The following is a 15,484-nucleotide window of genomic DNA, read 5'->3' on the forward strand; positions in this document are numbered from 1 at the left end:
GTCTCAAGCTGCCTGTCTGGCCGTGACGAACGCCGCAAGGCTGGCCACGTTGGTGAAGTGATCGCGTGTGTCCTTGGCGTCGGCATCGATCTTGATGCCGTACGTTTTCTGGATCGCCAGGCCCAATTCCAGGGCGTCTACCGAATCCAGGCCCAGGCCTTCGCCGAACAGGGTCTGGTCGCTGCCGATGTCGTCGGCGCTGATGTCTTCCAGGCCCAGGGCCTCGATGATCAGTATCTTTATGTCGTGCTCAAGGCGTTGTTGGTCGCTCATCTTCGGCGAGCTCCTTAATGAAATAGTGGTGCAGGTAATCGTTGAGCTTGCGTGAGGCCTGGGGCGCGGGCCCCAGTGTTGCGAACGCCTGTGGTTCTATATCGGCACCCACCCGCAAACTGAAGTGAAAACGGCGTTTCGGGATGCGATACCAGGGTTCGGCCTTGGTCAGGGTGGTGGGGCTGACCTTGATCACCACCGGGGTGATGATTGTCGCACCACGCAGCGCAATGGCAGCGGCCCCGCGATGAAAGGCGGGCGCTACGCCGGGTGTGGTGCGGGTGCCCTCGGGAAAGATGATCAGCGTCTGGCCTTCGCGCAGGGCGTCGGCGGCGGCGTCGAGCATGTCCGCGCTGCCGTCGTTGCTTATATAGCCCGCGTCGCGCACCGGGCCACGGGTGAACGGGTTTTGAAACAGGCTCTGCTTGATCACGCAATTGGTCTGGCGCATCAGGCCGATCAGGAACACCACGTCAATCAGCGACGGGTGGTTGGCGATGATCATCTGGCCCGGCTGGCCGAGCCTTTCGGCGCCTTCTACGCTGTAGGTCAGCACCCCGGCGCGCTGCATCATGCGGATAAAGAACCAGAACAGCTTGCTGATGGTATGACGGGCGCGGCGCTGGTGTCTTTCGACGTTGCCCGGCAGGCAACTGAGCAAGGGAAACACCAGCAAACGCAGGCACAACCCGCCGACGCCAAACACGAAGAAGCTGGCGGCAGTGGCGAACAGGCGCCAGTAGTAGGCATCCCGTGGCTTTTCGTTCACGGCTTGCGTTGCCAGTTCCATACACGGTTCTTCCAGGCATGTTGGCAGGCGCCCTGTTCGGTGAGCAGGGTGCGTAGCAGGTTCAGGGCGTGGGGCCACTGGGTTTGAGTGAGTTGGACAGTGCTCGCGGTGAGTTCCAGTTGCCACTCGTCGCCTGGTGTCAGCAGCAGGCCGAGGGCGTAGGGGAAGGGCACGTCAACGATCCAACTGGCGTAGGCCTCGGGCGGCTGTTCTTCGGTGATCACGAGCAATACTGCCGGGGCGCCTTCATTGAGCAGCGCGGCGGCTTCGAGCATGCCGTGCTCCAGGCCATCGCCGGCAGCGGCGAGGGCCGTCATCTCGCTGGTTTCATTGCGCAGGATCGACCATAGGCCAATCACCGCGTTATGCACCGACAGGCTGAATTGGGTCGGCGACAGCGGCTGGTCGTTGGCCAGGTCACTGAGGATGTCCAGGGTGCGCGGGGTTTCGCCATGCCGGGAAATAAACACCAGCGGCAGGTCTTGCAGGCCTTCGGCCAACGGCCAGCCCACGCTGAATGCCATGCGTGCCAGGCGGCTCAGGCGGCGGCGCTGCATGGCCGGCAGGAATGACACGTCGGGGGACGCATCGCTGGCAGGCAGCAACACCGGGGCCTGGCACCAGGCGTGCCAGTCGTCCGTGCTTTCCAGGCCAGGAGCCCAGGCACGCCATTGGGCGATGTTGAAGTTGATCACTGAGAAGTTATCCCGCCCCTGCGGGCTTCCATGTGCGGCTTTTGGCCCCGAATACCGGGACAGGGAGCAATCGCCGAATGGCGCGCATTATCCCGGTGCCGTGGGGTTCTAGCAAACTTTGGTAAAGAAATGTGCACGGCCGATTACAAATAGTGGGGAAGATTTACAGATTGTCCTTCAATGGGGGGCAAGTTGGATCGTCGGACACTTCCTTTTCACTTGTCCGCGACGTATGACAGGGCAGATGCGATGCAGCAATGCATCGATGAACGAGGTAGCTAACAGGCGCTTTTGCCCTCTACACTCGGACATTCATTGATACACGGAGGTTTTTCCATGCGGCGCGTGGTTTTCAATCAAAAAGGCGGCGTTGGTAAGTCCAGCATTGCCTGCAACCTGGCGGCGGTCAGCGCCAGCGAAGGCTATCGAACCCTGTTGGTGGACCTCGATGCACAAGCCAACTCGACCCAATACCTCACCGGGCTGACCGGCGATGACATCCCTATGGGGATCGCGGACTTTTTCAAGCAAACCCTGTCTTCCGGGCCGTTTTCGAAGAAGAACAAGGTGGATATCTACGAAACACCCTTCGACAACCTGCACGTCATCACCGCGACCGCCGAACTCGCGGACTTGCAGCCCAAGCTTGAAGCCAAGCACAAGATCAACAAGCTGCGAAAGCTGCTGGATGAGCTGAGCGAGGATTACGACCGGATCTACCTGGATACCCCGCCAGCCCTGAACTTTTATGCGGTTTCGGCGCTGATTGCCGCTGATCGTGTGCTGATCCCCTTCGATTGTGACAGCTTCTCGCGTCAGGCCCTGTATGGCCTGCTGGCCGAAATCGAAGAATTGAAGGAAGACCACAACGAAGGCCTGGAAGTCGAAGGTATCGTGGTCAACCAGTTCCAGGCGCGGGCGAGCCTGCCGCAGCAAATGCTCGATGAGTTGATTGCCGAAGGCTTGCCGGTGCTGCCGGTGTACCTGGCCAGCTCGGTGCGCATGCGCGAGTCGCACCAGGAGAACAAGCCGCTGATCCACCTGGACCCACGGCACAAGCTCACTCTGCAATTTGTGGAGTTGCATAACCTGCTGGAAAACGCCTGATTTTGCTGGCGACACAAAACCTCTGTGGGAGGGGGCTTGCTCCCGATGGCGGTGTATCAGTCACGAGTACTTTGACTGACTCACCGCCATCGGGAGCAAGCCCCCTCCCACATTTGAATTGCATTTCAGTCGGGGATTGGATTTTTCCCACAGAGGCTGTAGGAAGGGTCTGGCTAGAGGGGGTGTGGCTTGTATCGTTGCCTACAGGTACGCCAGAATCCGCCGGCTTGTGCGTCTGGATGGGCATCTCTAAGGTTCTGCGGTCACTGAATGTTCAGTGATCGGGTTTAGTAGCCCGAGGTGAGACGTACGGCAATTCGTCGATCAGGAGCTTCCTGAATTTGATGGTGGCTGTACGGAGGGCGCTTTCGAGCGCGCCGGTTGCGTCTCCCCGGTCTACTAACCTGCGTACAGCTGCCACCCTCCGTTTAGTAGCGGCCGGTTGCGGCTCCACTACTCGGAGACGATCCATGGTTAACCTCTATACCGTTACAGCCAACCTCCCCACCGAAACCCTCATCCTCAACAGCTACGAAACCTTCTCCTCCGTCCGCACCCTGTTACTCAACCTGTCCAACGACCTCACCGGCGAACACCGCGACGTGGCCCTGGCTATCCACCAATTGAGCGAACTTGGCGTAATGCTGGTCGGCCAGATAATGGACCGCGAAGCCCCCGTGGCCTGAAGATAACACTCGGTCAAATGTGGGAGGGGCGGTGCGACGATTCGACTTGCCCCCTCCCACACTGTCCAGCCTTGTTCTCAAGGCCCGGTTACACCCCCTGGCTACGCAACCAGCTCATCAACTGCGGCAACGGAAACGCCCCGCTCTGGCGCGCCACTTCGCGGCCGTTCTTGAACAGAATCAGACTGGGGATCGACCGGATCCCCAGTTGCGCCGACAGCTGCTGGTTGGCCTCGCTGTCCAGCTTGGCCAACCGGCACTTGCCTTCCAACTGCCCGGCCGCCTGCTCAAACACCGGCGCAAACGACTTGCACGGCCCACACCAATCGGCCCACACGTCCACCAGCAACGGCAAATCGCCCTTGATCTGACTGGCGTAGTCGCCTTGCTTCAGCTCGAAAGGCTTGCTCAGTAGAACCGCTTGCTTGCAACGCCCGCACTTGGGCGTATCACCCAGGCGTTCGCCGGGGATGCGGTTGAGGCCGTTGCAATGGGGGCAGGGGATAACGAGAGGGTCGGACATGGTGGGCTCCTGAGTATGGCCATTAGTCTCTATTTGGAGTCAGCGCCGATAGTTATCAAGATAGATACATGACTGTGGCGAGCGGGCTTGCCCCGCGTTGGGCTGCGCAGCAGCCCTGCGGGAGTAAGCTCTCTCGCCACAGCCTCTCTGTCTTACGACGAACAACTGATCTCCAAATGCTTGCCCCAATCCGGCGGTCGTTGCGCGTACTGCTCCATCCCCGCCTGCTCCTCGAACGGTTTGGAAAGCACCTCATGCAACCGTCGCACTTCGCTGTAATCGCCTGATTCGGCGGCAGCGATAGCGTTCTGTGCGAGGTAGTTACGCAGGATGTACAGCGGGTTCACTGCGTGCATCCGCACACGGCGCTGTTCCTCGCTGTAATCCCCATCCCGCTCAATACGAGCCTTGTACAGTCCTGCCCAGGCATCAAAGCCGGCGAGGTCGACAAAATCATCGCGCAGCTTCGCCACCGCCAGCGCTGCCGGTTCATCCCCCAGCCGCCGGAAGAACAGCGTGTAATCCACACCGCTGTTCTGCATCAGCTTCAGCAACTGCTCGACCAGCTTCTGGTCCTCGTCTTCGGCAGTGGTCAGCCCCAATCGGCGGCGCATCAGGTCCAGGTAGTGGGCCTGGTACAGCGGCAGATACAGGCCAAGGGCTTCTTTCAAGGCGTCGACGCTGATAAATGGCGTGAGCGCCTGGGCCAGCGCGCTGAGATTCCACTGGCCGATGGGCACTTGGTTACTGAAGGAATAGCGCCCTTCATGGTCCGAGTGGTTGCAGATGAAGTGCGCGTCAAAGTCGTCGAGAAACGCAAACGGCCCGAAGTCGAAGGTGATGCCGAGGATCGACATGTTGTCGGTGTTCATCACCCCGTGGCAGAAACCATAGGCCTGCCATTTGGCGATCATCTCGGCGTTGCGTTCGACGATTTCGCGGAACATCGCCAGGTAGGGCTCGGGCTGTTCCCTGCACTCGGGGTAGTGCAGGTTCAGCACGTGTTCGGCCAGCTCGGCCTGCTGTTCGGGCTTCTTGGTGTAGTAGAAATATTCGAAATGACCAAAGCGGACATGGCTGGGCGCCAAGCGCAGCACCATCGCCCCACGTTCCTGCTTCTCCCGCCAGACCGGGGTGCTGGAGCCGATCACGCACAACGCGCGGCTGCTGGGGATGCCCAGTGCATGCAGCGCTTCGGAGGCCAAAAACTCCCGGATTGACGAGCGCAGCACCGCGCGGCCATCGCCCATGCGCGAGTAGGGCGTCATCCCCGCGCCTTTCAGGTGCAGATCCCAATGTTCGCCGGCCTCGTTGTACACCTCGCCCAGCAGCAACCCTCGGCCATCGCCCAGTTGTGGGGTGTAGCCGCCAAACTGATGCCCGGAATAGACCATCGCCCGCGGCTCGGCTTCGGCCCACAGCTTGTGGCCGCTGAACAGCTCGGCAAACACCGGCGTTTCGGCCACTGCAGGGTCGAGGTCGAGCAGGGCCATGGCGGCATTGCTTGCCACCACTAGGCGCGGTTCGTCGAGGGGCTCGGGCAATACGTGGGTTGAGAACGCGTCGCCCAGGCGTGCGAAGCGGTTGTCGAAGGTCAGTTCGTCGAGGGCTTTCACCGGCCATCTCCAGCAGAATGTCCGAGCATTCTGCTGGGGATAGGGCATTTAGTCGAGTTTGCTCGGCGGTGGCTCGGGTGCATCCGCCACTTTGCCCGCCGGCGGCTCTGGCACATCTTGCGCCTCGGCCGGCCCGACGATGGTTCTCTTCTCGTCTTCCACCGGCACCAGCTTGTATTCCTGGCCGTGGAGGTTTTTGAGGTACACCTCCATCTGCCGGAAGGAGATGTTGATGTGGTGGTTCTTGAACTCGCGGTTGATAAAGCGGTTCACTTCGTCGATCACCGGGTTGCGGTCGCCGAGGTCGCGCACGTGCATGCGCAGTTCGTGGTCCAGTGTACTTTCGCCGAAGTTGAGGAAGTACACGTGGGGTTCCGGTTCCTTCAACACCCTCGGGTTTTCTCGCGCGGCCTTGAGCAACAATTCCTTCACTAGGTCCAGGTCGGAGCCGTAGTCCACGCCCAGCTTGAGGGTGACGCGGGTGATGGTGTCGGTCAGCGACCAGTTGATCAGTTGCCCGGTAATGAACGTCTTGTTGGGGACAATGATGTCCTTGCGGTCGAAGTCGGTGATGGTGGTGGCGCGGATGCGGATCTTGCTCACCGTGCCCGACAGGTTACCGATGGTGATGGTGTCGCCGATCCGCACCGGGCGTTCGAACAGGATCATGATGCCGGAGATGAAGTTGGCGAAGATCTCCTGCATCCCGAAGCCCAGGCCCACCGACAGCGCGGCGACCAGCCACTGCAACTTGTCCCAGCTGACGCCGAGGGTGGACAGTGTGGACACGAAGCCCACGCCGGCGATCACGTAAGACAGCAATGTGGTGGTGGCGTAGGCGCTGCCCTGGGCCAGGTCGAGCTTGGACAGTACGAGTACTTCCAGCAAACCCGGCAGGTTACGCGCCAGTGCGAAGGTGATGCCGATGATGATCAGCGCGCCAAGCAAGTCGCCGATGCTGATCGGCACCATGCTGATATTGGCACCGGTGCCGCTGGTGTATTCGTACAGGGTGACGTTATCCAGGTACGAAAACACTGAGATCAGGTCCGACCACACCCAGTACAGCGCGGCGATAAAACCGCCGAGCAGGGCCAGGCGAATCAGGCGCATGGACTGTTCGTTGACCTGCTCGATGTCCAGTGTCGGTTCTTCGATCACCGCTTCGCCGTCACCCGCTTCCTTGGCCGCCTGGCGTTTGGCCAGGGCGCGGGAATAGGCCAGGCGCCGGGCGGCAACGCCGAGGCCGCGGACGAAGGTGGCTTCGATCACCAGCCAGAACATCAGCAGGTACAGGGTGTTGATCAACCGGTCGCTGAGCTTGAGCGCGGTGTAGTAGTAGCCAAAGCACACGGCGATAAACAGCGCGATAGGCAGCGCGGTGAACACCAGGCCCATGGCTTTGCGGAACAGCGAGGCTTTTTCGTGGGTCGGGCTGTGGAGCAGCAGGCGCCCCAGCAACCAGGCCATCAGGGCGTAGCAGGTCAGGACCACGGCGATGCCCAGCACGTCGTCGGCCAGTGCTGCCGGTTGGTGCTCGGCGATGGCCACCACGGCCACCAGGGCCAGCACCACCAGCCCGAGTTTGCGCACCCAGCCTTGGAGGAATTCGACTTGGGGCTTTTCCCAGCGGAAGTGCAACTCGGCCACGCCACCCGGCGCCAGGATGCGGTAGGCGGTGTAGAACACCAGCCACGCCTGGGCCAGTTGCAGCAGGGCTGAACCCAGGTTGGCGTTTTGCCCACGGGCGTCGATCTGCAGCGCGTAGCCGCACAGCGCCAGCCCCAACGATACGGGCATGGCCAGCAGGATATTGATCAAGATCGCTTGCGGTGTGTGCCACTGGCTGTCGCGCTTGAAGTGACCGATGTCCAGGTGGACCTTGTTCAGGCGTTGGTACAGGGCCTTGCGTCGCCACAGCAGCGCGCCGATCAACAGCAGCAACGGCAGGAACAGCAGCGGGCGCTGGGTCAGGCCGTCGTACAACTCGCTGACGCTGGAAGCCCAGGGCAGGGTGGCAACCTGCTTGCTCAGGTGCGCCGGCACGGTTTCCAGCCACTCGGTGTCCAGCGGCTTGTTGCTGGGGATCCAGAACATCTGTTCATCGAGCGTCGCGCGCAGGGTGGTGGCGGTGCTGAGCAGTTGTTTCTGGTTCAGTTGAAGGGTGATGGATTCGTTAAGCAGCGCGCTCAACTCTCGGCTCAGGCGCTCCAGCAGGTCACTGCGGGTAATCGCCAGTTCCAGCAGGGTGCGCCGCAGTTGCGGGGTGACGTCGGCCGGCGGCTGGTTGGCCAGCAGGTTGTCCACATAAGTGCTGGGAGAGCTGATCAGCTCGCGCTGTTGGTTGACCTCAAACTGGTACAGGCGAATGTTGGCGATGTCGTCCGCCAGGTCGCGGTCCACGGTCAGGCGGGGCAGCGCTTGTTTCTGCTTATACAGAATCTTCGACAGCAGCAGGCTGCCCTTGAGCACGTTGATTTGCTCGTCCAGGGCCGAATCGCTCTGGGTCACTGTGTCCAGTTGCTGTTTGGTCTGCAGGTTCTTCTGGGTCAGGTCGTTGAGGCGGTCGGTGCTCTTGAGCAGGTAGTCGGACAGCTTCAGGTTGGCCGCGCTTTCCGTGGCCAACAGGCTGCTGCCGCCGGCCTTTTGCGCTTCGATGGACTGCTGGGTAACGGTCTGTTGGGACTGGGCCAGGCGTTTCTGGTTGATCAGGGTTTGCAGGTCCTGGATCTCTTGTTCCAGGCGCGCGGTCTTTTCCACCACCAGGTCGTGCTGGCTGTTGCCCAGGTCTTGCAGTTGGCTGTTGCCGGCCAGTTCCTGGCGGCGCAGGGGAATCAGGGCATTCAGTGCGGCAAGTTCGGCATTCAGCTGGTTGCGCTGGTCGCTGCTGAGGGCCTTGCCATTGTCCTTGCCGGCCTTGAGGGTCGAATTGATCTGCTGGATGCGCGTCTGGCTGCTGCTGATTTCGGTCTGGGCGCGCTCGGGGCGGGTCTGGGCCGCGATGGTCAGGCTGTTGGCTTCGGCCAGGTCTTTTTGCAGGTCGCCTTGCTGGGTGGTGCGCTGCACCAGCAGTTGCTCGAGCTGCGGTACCGGCAGGGTGGCGTAGCGCTGGGCGACCGGAATGATCTTGGTGGCCTTGAGCCGGGTCAGTTCGCGCTGGTTCTCGCTGGTCTGGCGCGGGGCGTCTTCCAACTGGCGCTTGAGGTCGACCAGGCGCTGTTCGTAATCCTGCTTGTTGCCCAGGTAGGTCAGGGTCTGTTGCAGGATAGACTGCAGCGCCTTCATGTCGGCGTCGGGCAGTTTGCGATCAGGCAGCTTGTCCAGGGTTTGCTGGATGGCGTCGGCGCTGGGCGGGTCGGCGGCGTAGACGCTGCCGACACAAAGGGTCAGGCCCAGCAGGGCAGTGGCGAGAAAAGTGCGCAGGGTTGGCATAGAGACCGATCGAGCAAGGTGAAGAATCGGGGGCGTGCTGTCGCCCCGCAGTTTAGAGGAAGAGTCCGGGGGCCGGGCGACTTCCTTCGGGGAATCTGACGCCGACTTTGCCAATCTTGTTCCCGTCCATGACCGCGACGGTCCAGATGGTGTTGTTCCACTCCACCTGGTCGCCCACCACCGGCGCGCCGCCGACTTTCTGGGTGATGAAGCGGCTCAGCGGCATGTCCGGGTCGATCCCTTCGAGCTTGAGGCCATACAGGGCGGAAACCGCGCCCAGCTGGGCGTCGCCTTCGAGCACGAAGTCGCCGAAGAAGCGCAAATCGAGGCCGCGCTGCGGTGCCTGGCTGAACAGTTTGCCCAGGGCCGGCAGGTTGTGTTCGTGGCCGATCACGCAGAGCAAATCGCCGACTTCCAACACCGTACTACCCGACGGATGGAGCAGTTGCTGGCCACGGAACAGGGCAGCGATGCGCGTGCCTTCGGGCATTTTCAGCTCGCGCAGGGCCGCGCCGATGCACCATTTTTCTGCGCCCAGGCGGTAGACGAACAGCTCCCACTCGCTGGTGACGTGCACTTCCAGGGCGGCGCGGGAGATCGGCGCCGGGTCCGGCGGGACGGTCACTTTCAGCAGCTTGGCCACCCACGGCAGGCTTGTGCCCTGTACCAGCAGCGACACCAGCACGATAAAGAACGCCAGGTTGAAGTACAACTGCGCGTGGGGCAGACCCGCCATCAACGGGAACACCGCCAGGATGATGGGGACCGCGCCACGCAGGCCGACCCAGGCAATAAAGGCCTTTTCGCGGCCATGGAACGCCTTGAACGGCAGCAGACCGACCATCACCGACAGCGGCCGCGCGAACAGGATCATCCACAGCGCCAGGCCCAGGGCCGGCAGGGCAATCGGCAGCAAGTCATGGGGCGTGACCAGCAGGCCCAGCACCAGGAACATACCGATCTGGGCCAGCCAGGCCATACCGTCGAGCATATGCAAAATGCCATGACGGCTACGCACCGGGCGATTGCCGATCACCAGGCCGCACAGGTACACGGCGAGGAAGCCGCTGCCATGCAGGGCGTTGGTCAGGGCGAACACGAACAGGCCACCGGCGATTACCAGGATCGGGTACAGGCCGGTGGCCAGGTTGATGCGGTTGACCATCTGCAGCATCAAGCAGCCGCCGCCGAGGCCGACGATGCCGCCGATGCCGAACTCGCGCACCAGATGGGTCAGCAGGCTCCAGTGCAGGCCGGTCTGGCCGCTGGCGAGCATGTCGATCAAGGTGACGGTGAGGAACACCGCCATCGGGTCGTTGCTGCCGGATTCGATCTCAAGGCTGGCGGTCACCCGTTCGTTCAAGCCCTTGCCGCCCAGCAGCGAGAATACGGCTGCGGCGTCGGTTGAGCCGACAATCGCACCGATCAGCAGGCCTTGAATAATATTGAGGTCAAACAGCCAGGCCGCCGCCATGCCGGTGAGGCCGGTGGTAATCAACACCCCCACCGTGGCCAGGGACAATGCCGGCCAGAGTGCCACGCGGAAACTCGCCACCCGCGTGCGCAAGCCGCCGTCGAGCAGGATCACTGCCAGCGCGAGGTTGCCCACCAGGTAGGCAGTCGGGTAATTGTCGAAGATGATGCCGCCGCCATCGACGCCGGCGACCATGCCCACGGCCAGGATGATCACCAGGATCGGGATGCCCAGGCGCGAGGAAAGAGAACTCACCAGAATGCTCGCACTCACCAGCAACGCGCCGATCAAGAACAGGCTGTTGATGGTTGTCGCATTCAAAGGCAGTACTCCATGAGCAAATAAGGCGAGGCGCAAACTGACCATGCAGTCTGCGTGCCAGGGATTCTAACCTGTTGAATTGCTGTGCTGTCAAAAAGCTTTTTCTGATTGGCGCATAACTAAATGTGGGAGGGGGCTTGCCCCCGATGGCGGTATGTCAGTCAGCTTATCTGTAACTGACCCACCGCTATCGGGGGCAAGCCCCCTCCCACATTTCAAGCCAGTGCAGGCAGTTAGAGGCGGAAGCGGCCAACCATCCCATTCAAATCCACCGCCAGGCGCGACAGCTCATTGCTCGCCGCACTGGTCTGGCTGGCACCGGTCGCCGACTGCACCGACAGGTCACGGATATTTACCAGGTTGCGGTCCACTTCCCGCGCTACCTGCGCCTGTTCTTCCGCTGCGCTGGCGATGACCAGGTTGCGCTCGTTGATCTCGACAATCGCCGTATTGATGGTATCCAACGACATACCCGCGCCTTTGGCGATGTTCAGCGTCGATTCCGCCCGCTCGGTGCTGTTGCGCATCGAGTCCACCGCGTGCTCGGTGCCGGCCTGGATACTGCCGATCATCCGCTCGATCTCGCTGGTGGACTGCTGGGTGCGATGGGCCAACGCCCGCACTTCATCGGCAACCACCGCGAACCCACGCCCTGCTTCGCCGGCGCGCGCGGCTTCAATCGCCGCGTTCAGGGCCAGCAGGTTGGTCTGGTCGGCCAGGCCGCGAATCACGTCCAGTACTTTGCCGATATCGCGCGACTCATTGGCCAGTTCGCCAATCAGTGTGGCGGTCGCTTGCACATCGCCGCTCATGCGCTCGATGGCGCTGACGGTCTCTTGCACCAGGTCACGGCCGTCACCGGCTGAGGTGGTGGCGTTGCGCGAGGCTTCAGAGGTGCTCACCGCATTGCGCGCGACTTCTTCGACGGCGCTGGTCATCTCGTTAACGGCGGTGGCCGCTTGTTCGATTTCGTTGTTCTGCCGGGTCAGGCCACGGGCGCTTTCGTCGGTGACGGCGTTCAGCTCCTCGGCGGCGGAGGCCAGATGGGTGGCGGAGCCGGCGATGCGTTGCAACGTGTCGCGCAGCTTTTCCTGCATCTTGGCCATGGCGGCCAGCAGGCGTCCGGCTTCGTCGTTGCCGTCGACCTTGATCGGCCGCGTCAGGTTGCCTTCGGCGACTTCTTCCGCCGCTTCGAGCGCTTGGGAAATCGGCAGGGTGATGCTGCGGGTCAGCAGCCAGGCGAACAACATCGTCAGCGCCGTGGCGATCACCAGCAGGCCAATCACCCAGTCAAAGGCCATGTTGTACTGGTCTTCGGCCTGTTGATTGGTGGCCAGGGCGGCCTTGTTGTTGTAGTCCAGCAGGCGGTTGAGCACCATGTTGACCTGCTCGGAGTTGTTCAACAGTTCTGTGTTGAGAAGGTTGCGTAGCTCATCGATCTGGTTGGCGCTCGACAGGCTCTTCATACGCGCTTCAATCTGCTGGTACTGGGTAAGCAGGCGCATATATTCGTCGTAGATCGAGCGTTCTTCGCCGCTGTCGATCAGTTTCTCGTAGACGCCCTGGGCCGTGCGGATCTGCTGGTTGCGCAGCTCGAAGGCTTCCAGGGTCTTTTGCTGCACGTCCGGCTCGCGGTTGGTCAGCAAGCGGTACGACAGCACGCGCAGGCGCAGGGTCAGTTGGGTGAACTCATCCAGGGCGCGAATGCTTGGCACGCTGGACTGGGTGATGTCTTGGGTGGCGCCACGGATCTTGCTCATCTGGTTCAGGGCGAACACGCCTAGAAACAACATCAACGCGCCAATAAGCGAGAAGCCGAGGAAGGCCCTCGGAGCGATATTCATATTACGAAGCGACATGCGGAAATCCTGGGAGAGGCGCGATCCGTGCGGTCATGAGACGGGGTGTGCCTCTCTATCGGGCATACGACTAAAGTCTATAGGGGGCTGTGCGTTTTTGTCGCACCTGACGAGGGGTTGCGCGGATTCAGGAACCAGAAGGGGGAAATGCAGTCACTAAGGCTCGAAAGTGTGGCCCGGCCCTTAAAAAACGGGCTGCGCGCCAGGGATAACCCTGGCATCCGAGGTGAATTTTCTTTATCGTCACCGCCCTTTGAAAAAGCCCGAGAAATCAAAATGTTAGAAGCATCCCTCAGCCAACTGGAACAACTGGTCAGCGACCTGGTACAGCAGAATCAGGAGCTACTGGGCAGCAACGAATCCCTCAAGGCCGAACTGGCTCGCGCCAAGGATGAGAACGACAGCCTGCAACTGAACCTGATGGAACAGGAAGAAAAGCACGGCGCGACGGCAGCGCGTATCCAGGCGCTGGTTGAGCGCGTGAGCGCAGGCCCTGTCAGCGCATGAATGAAGGGATAAAGGTCGTTTCGATTCTCGGAGAGGATTACTCGATCAAGGCCCCGGCCGGGGAAGATAAAACCCTGATGCACGCCGTGACCATGCTCAAGGCCTCCCTGGCCACCACCAAGAAAAAGTACCCGACCCTGATCGGTGACAAGCTACTGGTGCTGGCGGCGCTGAACCTGTGCGCCGAGCAGATCGAAATGCAGCAGGCTCACCAACAGGAACTCGACCGTTACCAAGAGCAAGTCAGCGCCACGGTCGAGGTGATTTCCAAGGCGATCCAGCCCTAGAACCACTCATCCTGCATCCCCAGGCACGTATCATCCCGTGCCTCCAGAATCGCCAGTTCATGATGGCAGCCCGGTACTTCCCAGGTCAGGAAATACCGGGCGGCCTGGAGCTTGCCTTTATAGAAGGCGACATCGGCCACATTGCCCTTGGCCAGCCCTTCTTCGGCGCGAATCGCCTGTTCCAGCCAGCGCCAGCCAATTACCGTGTGCCCGAATACCTTCAGGTACAGCGCCGAGTTCGCCAGGCTGCTGTTGACCTTGCCCTGGGCGAGATCCGTCAGCAGGCCGATCGTCACGCTTTGCAGACGGGCCACGAGGTGTTCCAGCGGTTCTCTTAACGCCGTCAGGCCTGGATATTCCTGTGCCCGCGAGCCCGTGTCGGCGATCAGCCGGATCAGTTGCTTGAGCCCCGCGCCGCCGTTCTGCGCCAATTTGCGCCCCAGCAAGTCCAGGGACTGGATGCCATGGGTGCCCTCGTGGATCGGGTTCAGGCGGTTGTCGCGGTAGTACTGCTCCACCGGGTATTCGCGGGTGTAGCCGTGGCCGCCGAGGATCTGGATTGCCAGCTCGTTGGCCTTGAGGCAGAACTCCGAGGGCCAGGATTTGACGATGGGCGTGAGCAGGTCCAGCAGTTCGTGGGCCTGTTTACGCTCTGCCTCGGTTTCCAGCGTCGTGGTGTCATCGAACAGGCGCGCGGCGTACAGGCCCAGGTCGAAGGCGCCTTCGACGTAGGCTTTTTGCGTTAGCAGCATGCGCTTGATATCGGCGTGCTGGATGATCGAGACCGGCGCGGTGGACGGGTCTTTGCTGTCGGGCAGGCGACCTTGCGGACGTTCGCGGGCGTATTCCAGCGAATAGAGATAGCCGGCGTAGCCGAGCATCACCGCGCCCATGCCCACACCGATGCGCGCCTCGTTCATCATCTGGAACATGCAGCTCAGGCCCTGGTGCGGCTTACCCACCAGATAGCCGACGCAGTTACCGTTATCGCCGAAATTCAGCGCCGTGGACGTGGTGCCCCGCCAGCCCATCTTGTGAAACAGCCCGGCCAGCAGGACATCGTTACGTTCGCCCAGGCTGCCATCATCGTTGACCAGGAACTTGGGCACGATAAACAGCGAAATGCCCTTCACCCCGGCCGGCGCGTCCGGCAGTTTGGCCAGCACCATGTGCACGATGTTTTCCGACAGCGGGTGGTCGCCTCCGGAGATAAAGATCTTGTTGCCCTTGAGTCGATAGCTGCCGTCAGCCGCTGGTTCGGCGCGGGTACGAATATCTGACAGCGATGAGCCGGCGTGGGGTTCGGTCAGGGCCATGGTGCCGAAGAAGCGGCCTTCGATCATCGGTTGCAGGAAGCGCTGTTTCTGCTCCTCGGTGCCGAAGCTTTCGATCAGGTTGGCGGCGCCCATGGTCAGGAACGGGTAGGACGTCGAGGCCGCGTTGGCGGATTGGAAGTGAGCGAAGCAGGCTTGAGACAGCAGGGTCGGCAACTGCATGCCACCGGCTTCGAAGCTGCGGGCCGCATTGAGGAAGCCGGCTTCAAGGAACGCATCCACCGCCGGTTTCACTTCCGGAATCAGAATCGCCTTACCGTCCTCAAAACGTGGTTCGTTCTCGTCGTTTTTGCGGTTGTGTGGCGCGAAGTACTTCTCGGCAATGTTGCGGGCCGTGCTGATGGCCGCATCGAAGGTTTCGCGATTGTGCTCGGCAAACCGCTCGCGCTGGGTCAGGCCCTCGGCATCGAGGACTTCGTACAGCTCGAAAGCCAGATTGCGGGAACTGAGCAGCGTCTCGGACATGGCGGCTTACCTTTGGAGGAATTGGCCTGAGTCTAAGTGCGCGAATAAAGACTGGATAGCAAGATTGATCTGGGTGATGAAGAGGCAGAACGAGGGGAGGGGAATTGAAATGCGA

The 15,484-nt window shown here is 61.3% G+C and carries 13 protein-coding genes and 1 pseudogene; 4 read left to right on the forward strand and 10 right to left on the reverse strand.

Features of this window, described 5'->3' with window-relative positions:
* Nucleotides 1–3: 3 nt before the first annotated feature.
* Genes M2397_RS29335 through M2397_RS29345 form a run of 3 tightly spaced genes read right to left on the reverse strand, consistent with a single transcriptional unit; the run spans nt 4 to nt 1,758 of the window.
* Entirely contained in the window at nt 4–273 is a 270-nt protein-coding gene (locus M2397_RS29335) for a phosphopantetheine-binding protein (RefSeq protein WP_145335942.1), read from the reverse strand.
* Entirely contained in the window at nt 251–1,063 is an 813-nt protein-coding gene (locus M2397_RS29340; protein WP_167655581.1) for a 1-acyl-sn-glycerol-3-phosphate acyltransferase, read from the reverse strand. The genes M2397_RS29335 and M2397_RS29340 overlap by 23 nt, the downstream gene beginning before the upstream one ends.
* Nucleotides 1,039–1,758 (reverse strand): beta-ketoacyl synthase chain length factor, encoded by a 720-nt coding sequence (locus tag M2397_RS29345; RefSeq protein ID WP_131696838.1) that lies wholly within the window; start codon nt 1,756–1,758, stop codon nt 1,039–1,041. The genes M2397_RS29340 and M2397_RS29345 overlap by 25 nt, the downstream gene beginning before the upstream one ends.
* 336 nt (nt 1,759–2,094) lie before the next feature.
* Between M2397_RS29345 and M2397_RS29350 the strand changes: the two genes are divergently transcribed.
* Nucleotides 2,095–2,865 (forward strand): ParA family protein, encoded by a 771-nt coding sequence (locus M2397_RS29350; protein WP_053139210.1) that lies wholly within the window; start codon nt 2,095–2,097, stop codon nt 2,863–2,865.
* A gap of 470 nt (nt 2,866–3,335) precedes the next feature.
* Nucleotides 3,336–3,551 carry a DUF6124 family protein gene (locus M2397_RS29355; protein ID WP_145335944.1) on the forward strand — a complete coding sequence of 72 codons (216 nt, stop codon included), beginning with the start codon at nt 3,336–3,338 and terminating at the stop codon, nt 3,549–3,551.
* A gap of 88 nt (nt 3,552–3,639) precedes the next feature.
* Here the strand turns inward: M2397_RS29355 and trxC are convergent, their stop codons facing one another.
* The 6 genes and pseudogenes from trxC to M2397_RS30645 form a co-directional block, all read right to left on the reverse strand.
* Nucleotides 3,640–4,074 carry a thioredoxin TrxC gene (trxC, locus tag M2397_RS29360; protein WP_259244940.1) on the reverse strand — a complete coding sequence of 145 codons (435 nt, stop codon included), beginning with the start codon at nt 4,072–4,074 and terminating at the stop codon, nt 3,640–3,642.
* 152 nt (nt 4,075–4,226) lie between these two features.
* Nucleotides 4,227–5,690, reverse strand: coding sequence for a protein adenylyltransferase SelO (gene selO / locus M2397_RS29365; protein ID WP_259244941.1), 1,464 nt, complete (start codon nt 5,688–5,690; stop codon nt 4,227–4,229).
* A 48-nt stretch (nt 5,691–5,738) separates the two neighbouring features.
* Complete coding sequence (gene mscK, locus M2397_RS29370) at nt 5,739–9,122, reverse strand: mechanosensitive channel MscK (protein ID WP_167655578.1); 3,384 nt, start codon at nt 9,120–9,122, stop codon at nt 5,739–5,741.
* A 52-nt stretch (nt 9,123–9,174) separates the two neighbouring features.
* A complete protein-coding gene (locus M2397_RS29375; protein ID WP_259244942.1) occupies nt 9,175–10,917 on the reverse strand; it encodes a potassium/proton antiporter in 1,743 nt (580 codons plus the stop codon).
* Nucleotides 10,918–11,150: 233 nt separating this feature from the next.
* Complete coding sequence (locus tag M2397_RS30640; RefSeq protein WP_405046503.1) at nt 11,151–12,023, reverse strand: methyl-accepting chemotaxis protein; 873 nt, start codon at nt 12,021–12,023, stop codon at nt 11,151–11,153.
* A pseudogene (locus M2397_RS30645) lies at nt 12,006–12,776 on the reverse strand (MCP four helix bundle domain-containing protein); the annotation flags it as partial. The gene M2397_RS30640 and the pseudogene M2397_RS30645, both read right to left, overlap by 18 nt.
* A 276-nt stretch (nt 12,777–13,052) precedes the next feature.
* Between M2397_RS30645 and M2397_RS29385 the strand changes: the two are divergent.
* Both M2397_RS29385 and M2397_RS29390 read left to right on the forward strand, forming a co-directional pair.
* Nucleotides 13,053–13,283 carry a hypothetical protein gene (locus M2397_RS29385; protein WP_003187970.1) on the forward strand — a complete coding sequence of 77 codons (231 nt, stop codon included), beginning with the start codon at nt 13,053–13,055 and terminating at the stop codon, nt 13,281–13,283.
* Nucleotides 13,280–13,570 carry a cell division protein ZapA gene (locus M2397_RS29390; protein ID WP_017526490.1) on the forward strand — a complete coding sequence of 97 codons (291 nt, stop codon included), beginning with the start codon at nt 13,280–13,282 and terminating at the stop codon, nt 13,568–13,570. Before M2397_RS29385 ends, M2397_RS29390 begins: the two co-directional genes overlap by 4 nt.
* Here the strand turns inward: M2397_RS29390 and M2397_RS29395 are convergent.
* Nucleotides 13,567–15,369 carry an acyl-CoA dehydrogenase gene (locus tag M2397_RS29395; RefSeq protein ID WP_259244945.1) on the reverse strand — a complete coding sequence of 601 codons (1,803 nt, stop codon included), beginning with the start codon at nt 15,367–15,369 and terminating at the stop codon, nt 13,567–13,569. The genes M2397_RS29390 and M2397_RS29395 overlap by 4 nt on opposite strands.
* Nucleotides 15,370–15,484: the final 115 nt, after the last annotated feature.

Source organism: Pseudomonas sp. BIGb0381 (genome assembly GCF_024809815.1).
Taxonomy (GTDB): Bacteria; Pseudomonadota; Gammaproteobacteria; order Pseudomonadales; family Pseudomonadaceae; genus Aquipseudomonas.

Bases quoted from the DNA above. Each gene is read 5' to 3' on its own strand.
- M2397_RS29335 (WP_145335942.1), bottom strand. From the start codon at position 273: ATGAGCGACCAACAACGCCTTGAGCACGACATAAAGATACTGATCATC.
- M2397_RS29340 (WP_167655581.1), bottom strand. From the start codon at position 1,063: ATGGAACTGGCAACGCAAGCCGTGAACGAAAAGCCACGGGATGCCTAC.
- M2397_RS29350 (WP_053139210.1), top strand. From the start codon at position 2,095: ATGCGGCGCGTGGTTTTCAATCAAAAAGGCGGCGTTGGTAAGTCCAGC.
- M2397_RS29355 (WP_145335944.1), top strand. From the start codon at position 3,336: ATGGTTAACCTCTATACCGTTACAGCCAACCTCCCCACCGAAACCCTC.
- trxC (WP_259244940.1), bottom strand. From the start codon at position 4,074: ATGTCCGACCCTCTCGTTATCCCCTGCCCCCATTGCAACGGCCTCAAC.
- mscK (WP_167655578.1), bottom strand. From the start codon at position 9,122: ATGCCAACCCTGCGCACTTTTCTCGCCACTGCCCTGCTGGGCCTGACC.
- M2397_RS30640 (WP_405046503.1), bottom strand. From the start codon at position 12,023: ATGGCCAAGATGCAGGAAAAGCTGCGCGACACGTTGCAACGCATCGCC.
- M2397_RS29385 (WP_003187970.1), top strand. From the start codon at position 13,053: ATGTTAGAAGCATCCCTCAGCCAACTGGAACAACTGGTCAGCGACCTG.
- M2397_RS29390 (WP_017526490.1), top strand. From the start codon at position 13,280: ATGAATGAAGGGATAAAGGTCGTTTCGATTCTCGGAGAGGATTACTCG.
- M2397_RS29395 (WP_259244945.1), bottom strand. From the start codon at position 15,369: ATGTCCGAGACGCTGCTCAGTTCCCGCAATCTGGCTTTCGAGCTGTAC.